Here is a 22,035-nt window from a genome sequence, read left to right on the forward strand (position 1 = left end):
AAATTCTATTAGGCAGACAGTGCCCTCGTTCCTTGTTTTTATTTCCGTGCTTGAGGGCGTTGCACAGATGCCGTGACCGCGCGAAATTGCGGACTGAAAAAGTCCGTCAGACGGAACCGTCCGATGGCCAGGAAGCCAAGAAGCAAGGCACCCCAGGCAAAATCGCGGACAAAGTTGGAAAGCCCCATGAAGTTGAGCATGCTCGACATCATCTGAAGGGCGATGGCAGACAGGACCACACAGACAACACGTCCATATCCGCCTTCCGGACGCACCCCGGCCATGACGGCAATCAGGATGGCCACCAGAAGATAGGATGTGCCGTAGTCCCATTTCACATTGATGGTTCGTGCCGCGATGATGATACCGGCCAGCGATGACAGAACGCCGCTGACGGTATAGGTCGCGATAATCACCTTGTTCTGCGGAAAACCTGCATATTCGGACGCCTTGGGGTTCGATCCGTTAAGCATCAGCCACAGACCGAACGGCGTATAGCGCAGAACAAAACCGATCAGACCGGCAACCGCGATAAACAGAAGAAAGCTGATCGGGATTTCAAACAGGAACCCGTTGCCGATTTCATAAAGCGGGCCCGGCGCACCAACACGCACCGACCGCCCGTCGGACAGAACCACCGCCAGTCCGATAAAGAACATCTGCGTACCAAGGGTGCAAAGGATCGCCGTGATTTTCAGATACGCGATCAGCAATCCATTCAGCAAACCGCCCAGCAGCCCGACCGCCAGCGCAACCAGAATGAAGAACAGCGAAAACATGCCCGGGTCGCTTGATGCCGAAAAGTGACCGGCAACAAGCGTTGCCGCAGCAACGCCGGACAGATTGGCAAGCGCAATACCCGAAAGTTCGATACCGCCATTGCCCACCGACATTGCCAGCATGACACCGATCGCCAGCAACCCGATTTCCGGCACCTGACCGGCCATCGACTGCAAGTTAAACAATGAGAGATAGTTCCCACCAGATACAATGGCGCCAGCTGTCATGAGCACCACAATAAGTGCCACCAGGACAGTGAAATGCCCGTCTTTGGTACGCATAAATCCTCCCTTATGCGTTTAGTAAATTTTTTGTTTTGTTGACTAAAACTACCAACTCATTTTTATGTTGGCAAGCAGGCACTTTCACTAAAATACTCAGTGCAAGGTTGCATTGCGCCGTGCAGAATGTTTATTAAACAAACTAAACAAGAAAAATTCAGGGACGGGACCCCGGGGACAACCATATGAAAAAAAACAATAAAACCACGATCAAAGAGATTGCCGAACGTGCAGGCGTTTCGCCGTCTACCGTGTCGCTCGTGCTGAATGGAAAAGGCGAAATTTCCGGAACCACCCGTTCGCGGGTTCTTGAGGTCGTGTCATCCCTGAACTACACACCGCGCACACCGAAAAAACGCGCAACAACCCAGAAAACCATCAAGTTTCTCAAGATTGCCAAGCACGGTCATACGGTTAACCGCGACCACAGCCACTTCATTTCCGATTACATTGATGGCATGTCGCAAGAAGCGACGAGTCGGGGCTACAAATTACAGGTCCTGAGCTACGAGAATGTTACCGCAGACGACATTACCGACATTCTCGCGACCTCGGATGCGACCGCTGTCATCGTCCTGGGCACGGAATTAAGCCGCGAAGACATTCAGAAAATCCAGGATCTGCACTTACCGATTGTTTTTATTGATACTTTCTATGATCTGGTCGAAGCCAATTTTGTCGATATGAACAATGGCGACGCGGTTTACACCGTTCTTGAGCACCTAAAAAGTCTTGGTTTTACTAAAATTGGCTATGTCGGCAGTGAAACCCAGACCCGGAACTTTGCCCTGCGCAAGGACGCCTTTATCAGCAACATGGCAACCCTTGGCCTGCCGGTGGCCCCTGAACATGTGTTGTCGATCGGATCGACCCTGTCATCGGCCTATGAAGACAGCGTTGATGCCCTGGGCAATGACATCGCCGAGGCCTATTTTTGTGCCAATGACATCATGGCCTATGGCTTTACCAAGGCGCTGAAGGAAAAAGGCTACAAGGTGCCCGAAGATGTATCGGTGATCGGTTTTGACAACCTTCCCATGAGCATCACACTCGACCCGCCATTGACCACCATTGATGTGTCCAAACGCAAAATCGGCAGCATGGCGATCACCGTACTTGATGAGCTGATCAATGCCGACACCATGCCCCCTGCGGTCAAGGTGCTGGTTGGTGCGCAACTGATCAAACGCGCCAGCACGCGCCCCAAAAACGGATAGCAGCACCCCCAAACCTGTTTGGGCCATCGGCACGGATACAGCATCCTGCGTGACCCAATGATCTGGCGCACTTGACCTTCTGGCGCCGGCGTCTCTGGCGCAGAACCCTCTATCCTGCCTCCCCCCGCCAACACCCGCCATCCAAACCCGTTTGCCCCCAGTTAACCAGCCATCCGACAAGGCGGTCAGGAACTTTCACGCATCCGGGTTCTGAACTGGCGCGGTGTTTCACCGGCCTGGGCGGAAAAGAACCGGGTGAAATAGGACGGGCTTGAAAATTCAAGCATATAGGCGATCTCGGAAATCGGCAGATCGGAAAAAACCAGCTTGCGCTTGGCAGCCAGCAACAGGCGGTCACTGATCATTTCCCCGGCTGTTTTACCGGTAACCGTCTTGACCGTGCGGCTCAGATGGGTGGTGGTAACCGACAACATGCCGGCATAGTCCGCCACCGAAAACTTGTCGGTTTCGTGCTGTTCAAGCAGGGTCTGGAACCGGTTGACCAGTTGCTGTTGGCGGCCCGATGACTGATCATTAAAATCGGGGTTGGCCGACAATCCGCGATTAAGCGAAATCAGCAACAACATGAACAGGGATTCGAGTGCGACATTGCGCTCCTCGCCCAGTTTTTTATGTTCCTTTTCAACCTGCTGAACCAGTCCTAGTGTCTCGGTCAAAAGATCACGATGCAACGCCCCGACAACCAGTTGCGGCCGCCCGATCCAGTTCTGGCACCAGCCGTTATGTTTGCCAATCCGCATCACATCAATGGTCGGAACCGTGATCACCCAGCCATTCATGCCAACCTGATAGTCAAAGGCATGACTGCAAAGTGCGGGCAACCACACAATGGCCGGCCCGACGATATCGCGTGACAGGTAATCAATTTGCCCCTTCACCCGTCCGTCGCCAAACACAAACATCTGGGCCAGACCTTCGTGATAATGCGGCTCGACCGACCAGCCGTGAATATGGCTGCGCTCGACAATACGTTCGCAATTCAAAAAGCCGACATGATCGGACGGGTCTCCCAAAACATAGCGTTCCCGATCAAGATGCGTCTGGGTCATCGGCCATCCAAATGTTGAAATATTGAAATTTTAAATCCGTTGCGTGGCTTGTTCGAAACCGCGTGTCGCGGAACAATCACCACAACATGGCGCACGGAAGACTTTGCACTCTTTCGTCAGAAAAACAAGGCATACCAAGCTAACTCGGGAGAACATCCATGACAACCATTGCAATTGCGGGCGCTGGCATTGGCGGCCTGACGGCGGCACTTTATCTACATCGCAAGGGCTTCGATGTGAAAGTTTTCGAAGCGGTAAAGGAAATCAAACCGCTGGGGGTTGGCATCAATGTCATGCCCCATTCGTCGAAATTGCTGCATGATCTTGGCTTGGGTGACAAACTTGACTTCACCGGCATTCGCACCCGATGCATCGAATATCGCACCAAATTCGGGCATGTGATCCAGTCCGACCCGCGTTGCGTCGAAGCAGGCTTCCCCGCCCCCCAATATTCAATCCATCGCGGCGCCTTGCAGTTTCTGTTGCTGTCCGAAGTCCATAACCGTGTCGGCCCCGGATCGGTTCAGACCGGCAACCCGGTGACCGGTTATCGTCAAAATGATGACGGGGTGACCGTCCTGTTTCAGGACGGATCGGAATTTGCCGCCGATTTCCTGATCGGCGCAGAAGGACTGCGTTCCCAAATCCGCCAGCAAATGCATCCCGACGAAGGCCCGCTGAAATATGAAGGCACCATGATGTTCCGCGGTGCTGTTGAAATGGACATGATCGGCGATGGCAAAACCATGGTGATTGCCGGGGATCACGATGTGAAATTCGTCACCTACCCGATCAGTGAAAAACTGCGCAAACAGGGCAAGGCACTGACAAACTGGGTGGCGGAACTGCGCCACAGCAGCCCGCGCCACATTGACGATGCCGACTGGACCCGTGGTGCGACAATTGATTACATCACGCCGTTTCGCGAATTCCAGATGGGCGACATGAATTGCGCCGCCATCATGGAAGCAACCGACATCGTCACCGAATTCCCGATGGTTGATCGCGACCCGCTGGATTTCTGGACCGATGGGCGGGTGACCCTTTTGGGGGATGCGGCCCATCCGATGTATCCGATCGGCGCCAATGGGGCCAGCCAGGCCATTCTTGATGCCCATATGCTGGCCGAATGTCTGGGGCAGCAAAACAGTCCCGACGGACTTTTGGCCTATGAAAACAACCGTCGTCCCGCCACGGCCAATGTCGTTCTCAGTAACCGTCAGGGCGGCCCCGAACGGGTTCTTGATATCGCGGCATCGCGTGTCACCGGCCCTGATGACCGGATCGAAGACCTGATCACGCCCGAAGAACTCGAACAGGTCGCAGCCGGGTATCGCAATGTCGCCGGTTTCCAGAAAAAGGCGGTGTGATCCATGTCGATTTTCAATGTGGGCTTTGACCGCCAAGGCACCGCCGTCCAGGTCCGTTTCCAAAAGGGCGGGCGTTCCGACCTTGGCCCCGAACTTGATGCGATCAAGGCAAAACGGCCACTGGTTCTGACCACTCCGGAACAGGTTGATCAGGGCGAAGCCCTTATTGACACGCTTGCCGGTCGTGCAGCCGGTCTTTATACCCGCGCCACCATGCACACGCCGGTTGATATCACCCGGGATGCGCTGGAAACGGTCAAGAAATCCAATGCAGATTGCGTGATTGCCATTGGTGGCGGATCGACGATCGGACTGGGCAAGGCGATTGCCTATCACACCGATCTGCCACAAATCGTGTTGCCCACCACCTATGCCGGGTCCGAAGCAACCCCGGTTCTGGGGCAGACCGAAAACGGGGTCAAATCGACGCTGAAATCCGAACGCGTCCAGCCCGAAGCCATCCTTTATGACGCGGAACTTGTGCGCAGCCTGCCGGTTCCGATGTCGGTCACAAGCGGTCTGAACGCCATGGCGCATGCGGTCGAAGCCCTTTACGCCCGCGATGCCAATCGCCTTTCAAGTGAACTTGCGCTTTCGGGTTTGCGGGCCTTTGTCACCGGTCTTCCGGTGGTGGTGTCATCGCCTGATGATCTGGATGCCCGTGAAGACACCCTGTTCGGGGCCTGGACATGCGGGGCGGTGCTGGCACAGGTTGGCATGGCCTTGCATCACAAACTTTGTCACACTCTTGGCGGTACCCTGAACTTACCGCACGCGGCGACCCATGCGATCATACTTCCGCATGCCACCGCCTATAACGAAGCCGCTGCACCTGAAAAACTCGCCCCGCTTGCTGCCATTCTTGGCAGCGATTCCGCTGGCGGCGGGCTTTTTGATTTTGCCGGAAAACTTGGCGCACCGACGGATTTGAAGTCCCTTGGCGTTGCCGAGCGTGATCTGGACCGGGTTGCTGATCTGGCTGTGCAAAATCCCTACTGGAATCCTGTCGCAATCGAACGCCGGGCCATTCGGGCCCTGCTGCAAAATGCCTATGACGGGGTTCGTCCAGAAACGGGAGTCACATCATGACCGGTTTTTTCACCGAAGAAAATTCAGCCCAGACCGTCAATGCCCGGATGGGCGATGACATTGACCCGCGTCTGAAAACCATCATGACCGCACTGGTCAAACATTTGCACGCCTTCGTCAAGGAAGTCGAACTGACCGAAGACGAATGGAACAGCGCCATCGCGTTTCTGACCAAAACCGGTCAGATCTGTAGTACCGAACGCCAGGAATACATTCTACTAAGCGACGTTCTGGGTGTCTCGATGCTGGTCGATGCGATCAATAACCGGCGCCCGGACGGTGCCACCGAAAACACTGTTTTTGGTCCCTTCCACGTCAAGGACGCGCCGGTCCGCCAGATGGGCGACAGCATCTCGCTTGATGGCAAAGGCGAACCCTGCCTGTTTACCGGCCGGGTTCTTGATCTGAATGGCAATCCGGTCAAAGGGGCTAAAATTGATGTCTGGTCGGACAATGCCGATGGCTATTACGACGTCCAGCAACCTGACAGTCAGCCCAAATGGAACAATCGCGGCATCTTCGTCACCGGTTCGGACGGCGCATACAGCTTTATCGGTATCAAACCGGTCAGCTACCCGATCCCCGATGACGGCCCGGTTGGCAAGATGTTGGCTGCCCTTGGACGCCATCCGTTTCGCCCGGCCCATACCCATTTTCTGGTTACCGCACCGGGATATCAGAAACTGGTGACTCACACCTTTGTCGGAGACGACCCGTATCTGTCATCCGACACGGTATTTGGCGTCAAGGAAACCCTTGTTGCCCCGTTCGAACCCAACCCGGATGGCACCACAAAATGGGTATCGAAATTTGACTTCATTCTGGTGCCCGAAACCTGATCGGGATGGCGCACCGCATGAAACACCCGGCACAACAACCATCATAAAACGCTGCAACACCGAATTTGCGCAGCACAGGGAAGGAAATCGCAATGAATATCGACATGCTTATCGGGGGCAGCCCGACCCAATCAATCAACAATGAAATGTTTGATCGCAAGAACCCCGTCACCGGCGAGGTCGTGACAACCGCGCCCGCAGCCAAAAGTGGCGATGTCGACCTTGCAGTCAAGGCCGCGGCCGATGCGTTCAAGACCTGGTCGAAAACCGGCCCGTCAGAACGGCGCGCCATCCTGCTTAAGGTTGCCGAAGAATTTCAGGCAGCGGTTGCCGACTTCATGCAGATCGCCGCACAGGAAACCGGCGCGACCAAGGTCTGGCTTGGCTTCAATGTCAAAGTTGCCTCGGGCATGATCCGCGAAGCTGCCGCCATGACCACCCAGCTCAAGGGTGAAGTCATTCCGACCGACAAGCCGGGATCGCTTGCCATGTCGGTGCGCCGCCCGGTTGGCGTACTGGTGGGCATGGCACCCTGGAACGCGCCGATTATTCTGGCGGTGCGTGCGGTTGTCATGGCGATTGCCTGTGGCAATACCGTGGTGCTCAAGGCATCCGAACGCTGCCCGCATACCCACCGCCTGATTGCCGAAGTTTTCCAGCGCGGCGGCCTGCCCAAGGGGGTGCTTAATGTCATTACCCATTCCGCCGATGACGCGCCCGAAGTTGTCTCGGCCCTGATTGCCCATCCCGATGTCAAACGGATCAATTTCACCGGATCGACCCGGGTCGGGCGCATCATTGCCGAACAGGCCGGCAAGCATCTTAAACCCGTGTTGCTTGAACTGGGTGGCAAGGCACCGCTGATTGTTCTTGAAGATGCCGATCTTGATGCCGCGGTTAATGCCGCCGCATTCGGGGCCTTCCTTAATCAGGGGCAAATCTGCATGTCGACCGAACGCATCATTGTCGATGACAGTATTGCGGATGAATTTGTCCGCCGCTTCGCCCAAAAGGCCAAATCCCTGACCTGCGGGGATGCCACCAAGCAGGATGTCATTCTGGGATCAGTCGTTGATCGCGACATCATCGATCGGGTGCGTCATCTGGTTGATGATGCGAAGGGCAAGGGGGCTGTCATTGCATCGGGCGGCGTTCCTGAAAACAGCACCATCATGCCGGCAACCATTGTCGACAAGGTCACACCGGATATGGACATCTACCGGGATGAAAGTTTCGGTCCGGTTGTCGCGGTGCTGCGTGCCCGCGATGCCGATCACGCCATCGAACTGGCCAATGACAATGCCTATGGTTTGTCGGCATCGGTGTTCGGGTCGGATATCACCCGGGCGATGCGTGTCGCAGATGCCATTGAATCGGGTATCTGCCATATCAATGGCCCGACGGTTGCGGACGAAGCCCAGATGCCATTTGGCGGGGTGAAGGCATCGGGCTATGGCAAGTTCGGCAGTTTGCAGGGCATGGAACAGTTCACCGAACTGCGCTGGATCACCATCGAAGATCCCCATCAGCATTATCCGTTCTGACCTGACCGGGCCTTATCGCCATGCTTCTGATCGGGTCAGGCACGTCTTGATCTGACCCGATCGATCCAGTTTGCCGGTTGCCGATCCGTATGGGCAACCGGCCCCTTTTCGCCACCTTATCGCAGCCAAGGATGCCAACGCATGCCATCTTCACTTAACGCCCGAAAATCCGGTGACTGGACAACCGTTCGCGAAGCAACGTTCGATTTCTTCCGTTCTGTCGGGGTCGATACGTTTTTTGGCAATCCGGGATCAACCGAACTGGCCATGCTCGATCGCTGGCCGGAGGATATTCGCTATGTGCTGGGCCTGCATGAAGCATCGGTTGTTGGCATGGCTGACGGCTATGCGCGTGCCACCGGCAAGGCGGCCTTTGTCAATGTCCATTCGGCCGCCGGTCTTGGGCATGCACTTGGCAATGTCTATACGGCCTATCGCAACCGGGCGCCGATGGTGATCATTGCCGGTCAGCAATCGCGTGAACTGCTTCCCAATCAGCCGTTTCTTGGTGCCAGCAATGCCGCCGATTTTCCAAAACCCTATGTGAAATACAGCGTCGAACCCGCCCGGGCCGAAGACGTGCCTGCCGCCATTGCCCATGCCTACCGGATTGCGATGCAGCGCCCTTATGGTCCGACCTTTGTTTCGGTTCCTGCCGATGACTGGAACGTGCGGTGCAAACCGCTTGTCCCGCGCCAGATATCGTCGGTGACCGCCCCTGATCCGCGCATGATTTCCGATGCGGCCAATGCCATTTCATCTGCAAAATCGATTGCCTTTGTGGTTGGCGCTGAAGTCGACGAAGAAGGTGCGGGTGATGCGCTGGTTCGTCTGGTCGAACGTCTTCAGGCCCCGGTCTATGCCGCCCCCTTTGCTGCACGGGTTACATTCCCCGAACATCACGATCTGTTTGCCGGGTTCCTGCCCGCCGCCCCGGCCAAGGTTTCGGGTACGCTGACCAAATATGATCTGGTGATTGCTGTCGGGGCACCGGTCTTTACCTATCATGTGCCCGGCTCGTCCGATCTGCTCGACAGTGGCACCACGATCATTCATCTGACCACTGATCCCGATGCCGCATCTTCGGCCCCGCTTGGTACCAGCATCGTCGGAAGTCTTGCATTCGGGTTGCCGATGCTGGCTGATCTGGTTGATGCCCGCCCGGCACACAGCGAACCTATTGCCCGCCCGAAACCGGTTGTTCCGGATCGCGGCACGCATATTTCGCCTGATTATTTCCTGCATCGCCTTGGTCAGGAAATGACCGACAATACGGTTCTGTTTGAAGAAACCCCGTCAGTGCGCCCTGCCTTGCAGGATCATGTCCGCATTGCGACCTGGAACCGCTTCTTTACCATGGCCAGCGGCGGGCTTGGTTATGGCCTGCCTGGTGCGGTCGGCTTCGGACTTGCCCAACTCGATCAAAAGGTCATCTGCCTGATTGGCGATGGATCATTCATGTATTCGCCCCAAGCCCTTTGGACCGCAGTTCAGCATGATCAGGATCTTGCGGTGATTATCCTTAATAACGGGGGCTATGGCGCGATGCGATCCTTTAGCAAGGTCTTGCAGGTGCGCGATGTGCCGGGGATCGAACTTCGGGGACTTGATTTTGTCGAACTTGCACGCGGCATGGGGTGCCCCGCCGAACGCGTAACGTCATCTGATGAGTTTGATGCCCGGTTTGCGTCCTTCATGGCGCAAAGCGGTCCGCGGCTTCTTGAAGTCGTCATCGATCCGGAAATCCAGATTTTGTATTAGCCCCGCACCGCAATGCCACCCAAACCGTTCAACCATTCCCTATGTTCAAACCGCCGGTAATCCCATGCCCAATGCCAAGCTTTATGTCGATCACAGCGTCTGGACCGAAAATCAGGCCGAACTGCACGGATCATTGCCCGAATTTCGCGATGTCCTTTGCCAGCGGCTGAATGTTGCCCCGAACGCCTGTCAATTGGCGCTGATCCCGGTTTACGGCCTTGCCGATCAGCCCGCCATCAATATCGAACTGCATATCATGCCCCATCCCGAGCGCACCCGGGATCTGCTTGAAACCCTTGGCGGGGATCTTCAAGCCATGATCGGGGATCTGGCCGGTTGCCCGTGTGCTGCGCGCATCGCGACCCTTGATCGGCAAACCTATGTTGCGTTGAAATAGCACCAAACCCGCCGCACCACACATCTGATGACCGCCTGCTGTCCCGGTGATGGCAGGCGGTAATTTCAGGAATCCCGGCCATTGCACGATCATCAGGGTTTCGCACAGTTTAACTATGAAAATGCGAAGCATTCCTATATGAAGAAGGGACCACTTTTTCCTTGGAATCCCCTTGATGATCAAAGAATTCTTTTCCTATTACCTGCCCCATAAACGCCTGTTCATGCTTGATTTCGGCTGCGCGGTTCTGTCGGGCGTCCTTGCGCTTGGTTTTCCGGTCGCGGTTGCCGGTTTCGTCGATGTGTTGCTGCCCAAACAGGACTGGGTTCTGATTGTTCTTGCCGCGATCGGCTTGCTGATTGTCTATGTCATCAATACCGGTCTGATGGCGGTTGTCACCTATTGGGGGCATGTGCTGGGCATTACGATTGAAACGGAAATGCGCCGGCGTGCCTTTGATCATCTGCAAAAGCTGTCTTTCCGGTTCTATGACAACCAGAAAACCGGCCATCTGGTTGCCCGCGTGACCAAGGATCTCGAAGAAATCGGTGAAGTCGCCCATCACGGCCCCGAGGACCTATTTGTCGCGGTAATGACCTTTATCGGTGCGCTGATCCTGATGTTCATGGTGCATGTGCCACTTGCACTGATTGCCATGACCATTGCCCCATTGATCATGTGGCTGGTGGTGCGGTTTGGCGGCGATATGACCCGCAACTGGCAAAGCCAGTTTGGCCGGGTGCGCGCCTTCAACGCCCGGATCGAGGAAAATGTTGGCGGTGTTCGCGTTGTGCGTGCCTTTGCCAACGAAGAACATGAACGCGCCCTGTTCCACAAGGACAACGAACAATACCGCACAGTCAAACTTCAGGCCTATGCCATCATGGCGATCAGCCTTGCCATCAATTATCTGGGCATGCGCATTGTTCAGGTGGTGATCCTGCTGGCCGGGACCTATTACGTCGTGACCGGCGGGCTGAGCATCGGCGGTTTTGTCGGGTTCCTGCTGCTGGTCAATGTGTTTTATCAGCCGCTTGAAAAGATCGCGGCCGTTGTTGAAACCTATCCCAAGGGCATTGCCGGTTTCCGCAATTATCAGGAATTGATGGCAACCGAGCCCGACATTATCGACCGGCCGACCGCGCGTGATGATATCGTTTTGCGGGGCAATCTGGTGTTTGAAAATGTCGATTTCGGCTATAGCCCCGATCGCACCATCCTCAACAATATCAATATCGCGATCGAAGCCGGTGAAACCGTGGCCTTTGTCGGCCCGTCCGGGGCGGGGAAAACCACCCTATGTTCGCTGGTGCCGCGCTTTTACGATGTCACTGGTGGCCGCATCATGATTGATGGCTGCGATATCCGTGACATCACCATGAAATCCCTGCGTCAACAGATCGGCATCGTACAACAGGATGTCTTCCTGTTTGCCGGAACCCTGCGCGAAAATATCGCCTATGGCCGCCTGACCGCCAGCGATGATGAAATCGTCGATGCGGCACGCCGGGCCCGTCTTGATGATCTGATTGCGACCCTGCCCGACGGGATTGATACCGTGATTGGTGAACGCGGGGTCAAGCTTTCCGGCGGTCAGAAACAGCGCGTTGCGATTGCGCGGATTTTCCTTAAAAACCCGCCGATCCTGATCCTGGACGAAGCAACTTCGGCCCTTGATACCGAAACCGAACGCGCCATCCAGCAATCGCTTGATGAACTGGCACAGGGGCGCACGACCCTGGTCATTGCCCATCGCCTTGCCACCATCCGCAATGCCAATCGCATCGTTGTCATCACCCAAGACGGCATCGCCGAACAGGGTAGCCATGATGCCCTTCTGGCCAAAGACGGGGCCTATCGCCGCCTGCATGATGCACAGTCCCTGACGACCGGCGGCGACAGCACCCTTAAACGGGCATAAAACCCGAAAAAGCCAATCCGATCAGGCCGCTTCACCATCCCGAAGCGGCCTGATGACCTGCACCAGCGGTCGTCCGTCGCAATCAAGGGTCACGCGTGTTTCCACACGGTAAACCCGTGCCAGGTTCGCAGGCGTCAGGACATGTTGCGGATCGCCAGATGCAATGATCTTTCCACCATGCAACAGCACGATCTGGTCGCAATAGCGCGCCGCAAGATCAAGATCATGCAACGCTGCAACAACCACGCCGCCCCGATCCGAAAGCCGTTCACGCACCAGATCAAGCACCACCATCCGCCAGTGCAGATCAAGTGCCGATGTCGGTTCATCAAGCAACAAGACATCCGGATCACGCATCAGCGCAAGCGCCAATCCAACCAGCTGCCGCTTACCGCCGGACAAGGTATGCAAAGGCGACAACGCGAATTCCGAAAGCCCGAGCCGGGCAAAAATGCCTTCGATCTGATCGGCCAGTTCGCGGTCCGAAACATCAAGATCAAGCGCGCGTGCCGTGCTCCACATCAGTTCGGTCGGCAAAAGCGCCGACGGGTTTGGCGGCGATTGCGGCATGCTTGCCAACCTGTGATGCCATCCGTCATGGCCCATGTCGGCACGGGTTCGCCCATCAATCGTAATGTGCCCGGTCGTGCTTTTTTCCCCGGAAAGACAACGCATCAGGGTCGATTTCCCCGACGCGTTCGGCCCCAGAAGGCCAAGAACCTCGTTATCATTCAGGGTCGGAAGATCAACCTGGTCAAGAACCGTGACCTGACCATATTTTGCAGTGATACCGGTTGCGCCAAATACCGTCATGCCCGATGCCTCCGCCCGGATAAAAGACCAAGAAACACCGGAACCCCGACAACCGCTGTCAGAATGCCGACCGGAATGATCACACCGGGGATCAGCGCCTTTGACAGGAATGACGCACATGACAGGATCAAGGCCCCGCACAATGCCGAACCAGGCACCAGCATCCGGTGATCTTCGCCCAGCAACAGTCGCGCAATATGGGGCCCGACCAAGCCGATAAAACCGATTGCACCCACAAAACAAACCGCGAACGCCGCCAGTACCGACACCCGCAAAATCACCCACATGCGCAATCGACCGACATTGATCCCCATGCTGCGTGCGTGCGCCTCACCACCGCGCAACAATGTCATCACCCAGACATGGCGCAATGAAAATGGCAGGACACACACAAAACACGCACTGACAAGCCCGACCTCAATCCAACCCGCCCGCGTAAGGTTGCCGATGGTCCAGAAAACGATCTGTGCAATCGCTTCTGCACTGGCCAGATATTGCAAACCCGCCGTTAGCGCATTGCACAGAAACACCAGCGCAATCCCGAACAGAACCACCGTTTCACGTGCCCCGTTCGCCCATCGCACAATCATCAGGATCAAGGCCCCCGATCCAAGCGCAAAGACCATCGCCATCACCGGAAGAACCGCTGTCTCACCCACCAATGGCACGACCGGAACCACAACAATCGCAAGACTTGCGCCCAATACCGCAGCAGATGACACACCAAGCGTGAACGGACTGGCCAGCGGGTTATCGAGAATGGTCTGGGTTTCAATCCCCGCCAGTCCAAGGGCCGCCCCGACCGCAAGTGCAATCAACGCATCGGGCAGGCGCACATCCCACAAAATGATACGCGGCCTCAGATCAAGCTGATCGGGCCAGAAAAGCCCGGTCACGATATCGCCAAAGCCAAGCCCCGCCGGGCCCGCCCAAAGATCAAGCGCAAGCATGGCCACAAGCCCGATTGCAAGTCCCGTTACCGTCAGAACCCGCCGTTGCTGAATGGTTCCGAAACGCTGATAAAGCGACGTTTCCCCGACACTCATTTCTGATGATCAACCGTTGCGCTGTAAACGCCGTTCAATTCGAATGGCAACCACTTTTCATAGATTTCGGTCAAGGTATCGACCGGATCGATATCGGCAAAAAGATCGGGATGGATCCATTTGGCAAAGGCTTCGAGTGCGACGATATTGAACGGAGAATTATAGAAATTGTGCCATATGCTGTGTGCCCGGCCGTTTCGAACCGCATCAAGGGCGGCAAATTCCGGTGCGGACAAATAGCGCGTCAAACTTTCAGACGCCGTTTCGCGCGTCATGCCCGGGCCAAGTGCGACCGGTTCTGCACCGGCAATGAATTCCTCATAGATGCCCGACGCCGTCCCGATCCACACATCGGGGTTTTCAACCAGAAGAAACTCGGCTGTATGTTGTGCTGTGGGTCCGGGGGCAACCGCATCGGCAATATTAAGCCCGCCTGCAATCCCGACAAACGGACCAAGCATCCCGTCAGCCATCCCCCAGCAGCATTCATACCGCCCCGGATGGGCTTGCAAGAATACGGTCGGCCGGGTTTTGGCCGTGGCGACACGCTGTTTGATCAGGTCAAAGCGTTGCTGATAGAATGCGCTATATTCCGCGGCTCGCTTTTCCGCGCCCAAAAGCTGTCCCAGCAATTTGACCGACGGCAATGTGTTATGCAGCGGGTCGGCCCGAAAATCGATGAAAACGATCTTCGTTCCCGCTGCGGTCAGCTGATCAATCAGTTCGGCATTCTTTGCACCGGGCCCATGATCATTCAGGCCGAAAATCGCAAGTTCCGGGGCAAGATCAATGATCTTTTCCACCGAAATGCTGTCTTCGTTGCGCCCCCCGAACAGCGGAATATCAGCAGCCCGCGGAAAGCGTTCATAAAGCTGTGTTTCAAGTCCGGGATGGGTCCAGCTCAGCGGTGTCATCATGCCGACAATCCCGGCAACCGGATCATCGGGGCGCAACAATGCCAGCAACGGAATATAGCGTCCCTCGCTGATTACCAGGCGCGTGACCGGCAATTCGATACTGACCTTGCGCCCGGCAAGATCGGTGACCTCGATCGTTTCGGCGCGCGCAGTCGTCATCGCCACGATCAAGAAGAACAGAACAGATAAGGATTTCAGAACAACTGTCATGACCCACCCTTGAAATAGCAAAATCCGGGGCAGCAAACGCTGCCCCGGCAAGACCGGTTATCTTTTGGCAAGATCAGAACTGTGCTTTTGCCATCAGCAGGAACGAACGACCCGGCTCATAAAGCGGAACCACATTGGTGAAGTCCTGCCCATAGCTTCCGCGATCAGCATATTCTTCATCAAAAATGTTGTTGGCTTCGATCCGGAGTGTCAGGTAATCGGCCGCTTCGGGCTTGTATTCGGCATAAAGCCCGACAACTTCATAGGCTTCCTGGGCTGTGCCACCGGCATCGGCGGTATCGGTGTTTTTCAACGCCGCATCAATCGTGCCCCCGATGGTCAGGTTAATGCCTTCGATCATATGGGCTGCTTCAAGGGCAATGACCCGACCCAGCGGCGCACCAAGATACTGTGTGCCATCTGAATCCGCCGGGCTGCCATTCAGGGTGATTTCACTGTCGGTATAGGTTACCCGCGCAAAGCCCGGACCCCAGTTATATCCGGCACCAAGGTTATAGCCCCGGGTTTCGAAATCAACGACCACCGACGGTCCGGTGCTCCACCCCGGATCACGCGCATTGTCAAATGTGCTGCGGAAAATGCCGGCATTGAACGAAAACCCTTCGTGCTGAACTTCAAATCCGGTGGTGTAGTTTTCCGCACGGACCGGTTTGACGCCCTTGCTGTAATCCCAGGCCGGGTTCATCACATAGTTTTCCGCCAGTGCAATACCGCCCCAGACATTGGAATAACCGGCATTGATGGTCAGGAACTCGGTGACATCAACCGCTGCGGCGACATTGCCGCTCAGCCCTTCATTTTCAATTTCGGTGCCGTCAAGACCGACAAATTTCTGGCTGTCGCCGCGCAAACCAAAGGACAGACGCAGCGGATCAAGCGGCTGAAGACGAGCCTGGGCATATCCACCGAAATTGGTTGCCTCTTCCTCGCGGTCTGACGTCGGGCCATCATATTCGGCAGTGTCGTGATAGAAATCGACACCGGTCGTAATCGTATCGCGTTCCGACAGGTTGAAATCATTTTCAAACTTGCCGGAAAAACTGCCGGTGGTTCCACGACCCTGTTCGGTCAGCGGCGCGTAAAGATAGGTCTCGCTATAGGCAAGAACCGCCCTGGGATCCCAAAGACCATCTGCACCGTTTTGCCCGTAATTGAAGGTAAAGTTGCGCCGGCGCATATCATAGCCGAGCTCGTCTGGCTGATTGCGGTTGGTCAGATCCGTCATGTTCGCACGGTAAGGACGACGTGCACGGTCGCGTACCTGTTCACCGGAAAATTCAAACCGATGACCGCTTTGTGCTTCATAGGCCGACTTGATCAGCCCGGATCGCATATCGGCTTCGGTACCGGGAACCTGATCGCCGTTACCTGCCTCGTAATCATCGCCCTTAGCCCATTTGAAATAGCCAAGAAGCTCAAAACCGCCGGCACGGCCATAGGACGCCAGATCGTTGGTAAAGGTTTCACCATTGGTGTCGTAGCTGGCCTTTGCAAACCCGCCAAGCGAACGACCCGGTTCCAGTACATCGGCAACATCGACGGTCTCATAGACAATCGCACCACCAAGTGCCGCCGGTCCGGCATCTGCCGGGGCAACGCCGGGATCAACACGTGCGGCCTTAAGAAGACTTGGGTCAATCAGGTTGGTACCGCTGTGGTGGAAAACCTTGTTGTTCTGACGCGCACCATCAATGCTGATGGCAAGATTGGTTTCCTCGATCGCATTGACATAAAGTTTCTGGTTCAACGGCACCGATCCCCCAACCGACACGGCGGACTGGCCGGCAAACACGTCCTTGACGTCTTGGGGATTGCGGCGTTCAAAATCCTCGGGCGTGACATAGATCGACTGTGCGCGGTCTGCCGCACCAATGTGATCATCGGTATGGGTGTTTGCCTCAACCAGGATCGGGCTGAGCGACGTCGCACCATCCGCATCACCTTGTGCGGTACTGACGATTGTGATCGCCCCGTTCGATCCGATCCGATAGGAAAGCCCGGTTCCGGCCAGAAGACGCTGCAACGCATCTTCGGTGCGCAGATCCCCCGAAACACCCGGCGTTTGCACACCGCGTACCAGATCACCATTTGCAGAAACCTGGACACCGGCCTGCTGGCCGAACAGTGCCAGCGCATCGGCAAGCAATTGACGTTCGATGTCAAAGCTGCGAACGGCGTCGGCCTGTGCGATTTCCTGGTTTGCAATTTCCTGATTTTTCTCCGTCGCTGGCAGGCCGGATGCTTTTGCCTCTGTGGCCATCCCCTGAAGTGCCAGCATTGACAGCGCGGTCGTCACCGCAAGGCGATTTCGCCAGTTCCCCTTAACGACCGACAACTGAACCCCCATCATCAATATTCTCCGCTTGGTATGTTTTACATTCCGGTGAAATGCAAATGCGACTTAAATTCACCATCTAACCAAGCAACGATGCGGGCGTTCTCGATTTTCAAATTTATTTTCGTCTTTTTACGAAAAAAACGCGCAAACCCCTGTTTTATCGGCGGGAAATCACCATCAGCCACGGCGAAATTTCGCGAATTTCTGCCCCCTGGGCATCGGCCATGACCTGCAGGGCGGCCTTCGGATTTTGCAGATCATAAATCCCGGTCAGCGGCTTTTGCGCCAAATCGGCATCCGAAATCACCACCCATCCATCATAGTAGCGGTCAACCGTTTCAACCATTTCGGCAAAGGCGCGATCCTTGGCGATCAACTGACCGTTTCGCCATGCCCCGACCAGTGCCGGCGACAGCGATTGCCGCGTGACATCGCCGGCAGGGCCAATATGGGCAACATCCCCGGCCAGCAATTCAGCCCCGTCCCCCAGCGCGTCACCATCAACGCGCACACGCCCATGTTCGACGGCAACATCAACACCATAGTCGCTACTGCGCACATTGAACGCGGTTCCCAGAACCGTGGTCCTAATACCTTGTGCCTGCACCGTAAACGGGCGTTCCGTCATCGGGACAACCTCAAAGAACGCCTCGCCGTCAAGCAAGGTCACCTGACGATCCGTTGAAAAATCAAATGCCACCGCACTTTCCGGCCCAAGATGCAGTCTTGATCCATCGGGCAGGGTATAAATCCCGGTTTCGTGGGTTGCGGTCGCATAATCCGCTTCAAACTGTGTCAGCCAGCCGGGCATCAGCACCACCAGCAAACAGGCCGCCAATGCCGCAACCGACATGCCGATTAACGTACGTGCCCGCGCAAATGACCGCCGCGCGCGCTCCGGTGATGCTGGGCTGATCCGGGCCACCCTATCCCTGCTGACGGCACCGGCGTGATCTGCCGGGCGCAACTGACGCGCGGGTGAAATTCTGTCCTGTTGCGGGGTTTTGTCCTGCTGATGCAGTTCCCATTCCGCGCTATGGACCGGTACTGTCATTTCAAGCATCTGCCAGACGCGCAGGGTCTCATCCCAGTCAGCACGGTTTTGCGCACTGGCTTCCAGCCATTCATCATGTTCACGGCGCAAGGTCGCGTTGTCCGGATCCTCGGACAGGCGGGCGATCCATTCACTTGCAGAACCGGGATGGGTCAATTCCGTCATGGCGTTGTGTCTCTCCATGTGTCAACAGGACACAAGGCACCTTTTGGGTGCTGTTTGCGGGTATCTTTCATGTCCTGGCACATTTTTATTTCTCTCCTGTCCAATAAACGAATGGCACCTGTCGGATTTTCAAATTTTCCGACAGATTTTCCTCGTCTATCTCCCTTTTGCCAGAAACAGTTTGCAGTGCTCGATTGCATCAACAACAAGCGAATGCGCAGTTCCGATAGAAACATCAAGGCGTTGGGCGATTTCCGCATATTTGCAGCCGCCAAAACGATGCATCTCAAGTGCGATGCGCGATTTTTCCGGCAACTCGGCCAATGCCTTTTCCAGAAGACGCAATTCACCGCGTGCAATTGCCTTTTCTTCGGGATCGGGGGTGTCTTCGGCGACCATTTCCGCTGATGCTGTGCCGTCCCCGTGGATCAGGGCATTTTCACGACCGATCCGGCGACGGCCATCAATGGCAAGATTGCGGACAATGCGGAAAATATAACCAACCGGCTCGTCCAGCTTGGCATCGAGTTTGACCTGCTGGGCGCGTTCGAGCCGAAAATAGGCATCCTGCACGATGTCTTCGGCCAAGGCCTGATCACCGACAATTGCGCGCGCATACTTCACCAGTTCATGCCGACGGGCAATGAACACGGTCAGAAGTTCGTTATCGCACAGGGTCGCAACCATTCCACAAACCAGTCAAACATCGCGATCAAAAGAGATTGCGAATTGTTTGCATTTACGCGGAATATGCAGGGCTGTCAAATCGCCAATATCGGGCAATGCTGATTAATCGATCCGGATTTTCAGATTTTCTGTCTGCTGAACGCGCCCTGTATCACTCGCCAACCGGGTGCACAAAGCCACCATCCAAGCCAAGGAAACCGCCAGTGATCCGGCAACTTGGCACTATTTCAGTGCCCCGGTATTTTACGGACCGATGGCATCTCGATCAGCGCACCTGACACATGACGATTGTCACGCACCCGACCTGCAACGCTTTGCCATTGTCGGAAATCAAGCGGGTCGTTGTACCAATGGCAACGCCAAGGAAACTGATACCGGCATTTGCGGCAAATCAGATGGCCGAATGCATCCGGTAGCCCGGCGCAAAAAGCAGTCTGGCTGACGTGATCCCGGCGTCATTTTCCCAGGTGGTCCGTTCCATCAGAAACAGGGGCGCGCCGGCATGGGTGCGCAAAATCTTTGCTTCTAGTTCGGATGCCAGCACGGCGGAAAATGATATATCCCCCTTGGTGTACGGGGCATGCAGGACCAGCCATTCATTGGCACTGATCTTTGACAGATCGGCATCGACGATTTCCGGAACGGTGTCGATCGATACCCAGCGTTCTTCGAACATATAGGGTTTGCCATCGGCCAGATGCAGCGACGAAATATGGAGCATGTCGCTTTTGGCACTGACGCCAAGATTGGCACAGATTTCCGGGGTCGGTGTGCGGCGTTCACTCAGAAGCAGCCCATAGCCGTATTTCTGTCCACGGCCTTCGATCTCAAGACGGATGACCGGAATATCAAGCTTTGCTCGGCGGACCGGATGGGTGGCAACCCGTGTGCCTGCCTTGCGCCTGCGATCAAGGAATCCTTCGGCGGCCAGTTCGCGCAATGCACGGTTCACCGTGGCACGCGCGCAACCCAGCTGTTCGGCAAGTTCGACTTCCTTGGGGATCTGATCGCCGGGCTTCCATTCGCGTGTATGGATGCGGCGCAAAACCTCATCATGGACCGATTGCCAGTTTGTCTGTTCCGAAGCGCTCACACCACTTCCTTGAGTTGTTCCATCACCTTGCGATACCGGCTGGTGATCGTGTCATGGGCGATGTGGCGGCCTTCGGTCACGACATGGCGACCGGCCGACCAGACATCACGCACCATGCGATCATCTCCGGCAAAGATATATGTATCGAGGATCGTATCGCCTTTCCGGCCGATCAGGTCAACAGCCGAGCCATCCAGCGCCATCAGATCGGCCAGTGCTCCAATCTCGATCCGTCCGCAATCGCGCCCGGCGGCACGTGCGCCGCCCTGTGCCACCGCATCATACAAACGCCGTCCGGTGGATTTTTCCGGTGTTGCCAGGGCCGCACGGGATTTGTCGCGCAGGCGCTGACTGTAATCGAGTGTCCGCAATTCTTCCGAAAGCGAAATCCGGATATTGGAATCCGATCCGACCCCAATCGCGCCGCCGGCACCCAGATACCGCACACCGTCAAAGATACCGTCGCCAAGGCTGCTTTCAGTGATCGGGCAAAGCCCCGCCACAGCACCGGCCTTTGCCAGGCCAAGGGTTTCATGTTCCTGCATCTGGGTGCAATGGATCAGGCACCAGTTTTCATTCACATCAGCATTTTCCAGAAGCCACTCGACCGGGCGCTTGCCCCAGGATGCTTCGACTTCTTCGACCTCGGCCACCTGTTCGGCCAGATGCATATGGATCGGGCCATCCTTGGACAGCTTGGTGGTCGCAATCAGGTCTTCACGGCCGACCGCGCGCAGGGAATGGGGGGCCACACCGACACGGGTGTCGGCGGGCAGGTTTGCGACCGCGCGAACCGATTCCTCATACAATTTGGCGAACTGTTCGGGATCGTTGCCAAACCGGATCTGTCCCGGTCCCAGCGGGCGCTTGTCACAGCCCCCGAATTGATAGTGAACCGGCAAAAGCGTCAGACCGATACCGGTAAGATTTGCAGCAGCGGCAATGCGTTCGGCCATCTCGCCGATATTATCATACAAATACCCGCCCGGACGGTGATGCAGATAATGGAATTCAGTATTATTGGCGTAACCGGCCTCCAGCATCTCCATCTGCACAAAGGCTGCAATCGCTTCGACATGATCAGGCGTTAGCTGGTCAAGGAAGCGGAACATCAATTGTCGCCACGTCCAGAAGGTATCGCGCGGGTCCGGCCCGCGTTTTTCGGTCAGGCCCGCCATCGAGCGTTGAAAGGCATGGCTATGAAGGTTGGCGACAGCGGGCAACAAAACCCCGACGCGATGATCGGCGGTCGATGCCAGTTCGGGTGAATCGGCTTTAATATTGCTGATTTTGCCCGATTGATCGACCTCTACCGCGACGTCCTGCGCCCAGCCATTACTGGTAAGTGCCTGATTTGCCCAAAGAAGCGTCATAATCCATACCCGTCTTGACAGAAATATTATGTGCAGACATATTATCGTT

At 55.9% G+C, this 22,035-nt stretch carries 18 protein-coding genes; 8 read left to right on the forward strand and 10 right to left on the reverse strand.

Features of this window, described 5'->3' with window-relative positions:
* Positions 1-38 precede the first annotated feature (38 nt).
* Positions 39-1,061 carry an ABC transporter permease gene (locus M9H61_RS10650; protein ID WP_101247152.1) on the reverse strand — a complete coding sequence of 341 codons (1,023 nt, stop codon included), beginning with the start codon at positions 1,059-1,061 and terminating at the stop codon, positions 39-41.
* Between the two features lie 185 nt (positions 1,062-1,246).
* Between M9H61_RS10650 and M9H61_RS10655 the strand changes: the two genes are divergently transcribed.
* Entirely contained in the window at positions 1,247-2,278 is a 1,032-nt protein-coding gene (locus M9H61_RS10655; protein WP_206928177.1) for a LacI family DNA-binding transcriptional regulator, read from the forward strand.
* Positions 2,279-2,463: 185 nt separating this feature from the next.
* Here the strand turns inward: M9H61_RS10655 and M9H61_RS10660 are convergent, their stop codons facing one another.
* Positions 2,464-3,348 (reverse strand): AraC family transcriptional regulator, encoded by an 885-nt coding sequence (locus tag M9H61_RS10660; protein WP_114113072.1) that lies wholly within the window; start codon positions 3,346-3,348, stop codon positions 2,464-2,466.
* Between the two features lie 158 nt (positions 3,349-3,506).
* On the opposite strand from M9H61_RS10660, the gene M9H61_RS10665 reads away from it, so the two are divergent.
* The 7 genes from M9H61_RS10665 to M9H61_RS10695 all read left to right on the forward strand — a co-directional run bounded on the left by M9H61_RS10665 (position 3,507) and on the right by M9H61_RS10695 (position 12,269).
* Positions 3,507-4,718: an FAD-dependent monooxygenase gene (locus M9H61_RS10665; RefSeq protein WP_250280387.1), complete on the forward strand. Its 1,212-nt coding sequence runs from the start codon at positions 3,507-3,509 to the stop codon at positions 4,716-4,718.
* A 3-nt stretch (positions 4,719-4,721) separates the two neighbouring features.
* On the forward strand, positions 4,722-5,807 hold the full coding sequence (locus M9H61_RS10670; protein WP_250280388.1) for a maleylacetate reductase: 1,086 nt from the start codon (positions 4,722-4,724) through the stop codon (positions 5,805-5,807).
* On the forward strand, positions 5,804-6,646 hold the full coding sequence (locus M9H61_RS10675) for an intradiol ring-cleavage dioxygenase (protein ID WP_250280389.1): 843 nt from the start codon (positions 5,804-5,806) through the stop codon (positions 6,644-6,646). Before M9H61_RS10670 ends, M9H61_RS10675 begins: the two co-directional genes overlap by 4 nt.
* 92 nt (positions 6,647-6,738) lie before the next feature.
* Positions 6,739-8,190, forward strand: coding sequence for an aldehyde dehydrogenase (locus M9H61_RS10680; RefSeq protein ID WP_250280390.1), 1,452 nt, complete (start codon positions 6,739-6,741; stop codon positions 8,188-8,190).
* Between the two features lie 141 nt (positions 8,191-8,331).
* Complete coding sequence (mdlC, locus tag M9H61_RS10685; protein ID WP_250280391.1) at positions 8,332-9,951, forward strand: benzoylformate decarboxylase; 1,620 nt, start codon at positions 8,332-8,334, stop codon at positions 9,949-9,951.
* A gap of 64 nt (positions 9,952-10,015) precedes the next feature.
* Positions 10,016-10,348, forward strand: coding sequence for a hypothetical protein (locus tag M9H61_RS10690; RefSeq protein ID WP_250280392.1), 333 nt, complete (start codon positions 10,016-10,018; stop codon positions 10,346-10,348).
* 175 nt (positions 10,349-10,523) lie between these two features.
* The gene (locus M9H61_RS10695; RefSeq protein WP_250280393.1) at positions 10,524-12,269 is read left to right on the forward strand and encodes an ABC transporter ATP-binding protein; all 1,746 of its coding nucleotides are present in this window, start codon (positions 10,524-10,526) and stop codon (positions 12,267-12,269) included.
* A gap of 21 nt (positions 12,270-12,290) precedes the next feature.
* Here M9H61_RS10695 and M9H61_RS10700 read toward each other — a convergent pair whose 3' ends face one another.
* From M9H61_RS10700 to M9H61_RS10735, 8 genes are all read right to left on the reverse strand, one after another.
* Positions 12,291-13,082: an ABC transporter ATP-binding protein gene (locus M9H61_RS10700; protein WP_250280394.1), complete on the reverse strand. Its 792-nt coding sequence runs from the start codon at positions 13,080-13,082 to the stop codon at positions 12,291-12,293.
* On the reverse strand, positions 13,079-14,128 hold the full coding sequence (locus tag M9H61_RS10705) for an iron ABC transporter permease (RefSeq protein ID WP_250280395.1): 1,050 nt from the start codon (positions 14,126-14,128) through the stop codon (positions 13,079-13,081). Before M9H61_RS10705 ends, M9H61_RS10700 begins: the two co-directional genes overlap by 4 nt.
* Positions 14,125-15,255 (reverse strand): ABC transporter substrate-binding protein, encoded by a 1,131-nt coding sequence (locus tag M9H61_RS10710; protein ID WP_114113082.1) that lies wholly within the window; start codon positions 15,253-15,255, stop codon positions 14,125-14,127. The genes M9H61_RS10705 and M9H61_RS10710 overlap by 4 nt, the downstream gene beginning before the upstream one ends.
* A gap of 73 nt (positions 15,256-15,328) precedes the next feature.
* Entirely contained in the window at positions 15,329-17,626 is a 2,298-nt protein-coding gene (locus tag M9H61_RS10715) for a TonB-dependent receptor (RefSeq protein WP_250280396.1), read from the reverse strand.
* Between the two features lie 145 nt (positions 17,627-17,771).
* Positions 17,772-18,833, reverse strand: a complete 1,062-nt coding sequence (locus M9H61_RS10720; protein WP_250280397.1) for a FecR family protein — start codon at positions 18,831-18,833, stop codon at positions 17,772-17,774.
* A gap of 156 nt (positions 18,834-18,989) precedes the next feature.
* Entirely contained in the window at positions 18,990-19,520 is a 531-nt protein-coding gene (locus M9H61_RS10725; RefSeq protein WP_068518387.1) for a sigma-70 family RNA polymerase sigma factor, read from the reverse strand.
* Positions 19,521-19,911: 391 nt separating this feature from the next.
* Positions 19,912-20,613 (reverse strand): GntR family transcriptional regulator, encoded by a 702-nt coding sequence (locus tag M9H61_RS10730; protein WP_250280398.1) that lies wholly within the window; start codon positions 20,611-20,613, stop codon positions 19,912-19,914.
* A complete protein-coding gene (locus M9H61_RS10735; protein ID WP_250280399.1) occupies positions 20,610-21,986 on the reverse strand; it encodes a formimidoylglutamate deiminase in 1,377 nt (458 codons plus the stop codon). Before M9H61_RS10735 ends, M9H61_RS10730 begins: the two co-directional genes overlap by 4 nt.
* Between the last annotated feature and the right edge of the window lie 49 nt (positions 21,987-22,035).

Source organism: Thalassospira sp. GO-4 (assembly GCF_023588965.1).
In the GTDB taxonomy this organism is placed as follows: domain Bacteria; phylum Pseudomonadota; class Alphaproteobacteria; order Rhodospirillales; family Thalassospiraceae; genus Thalassospira; species Thalassospira povalilytica.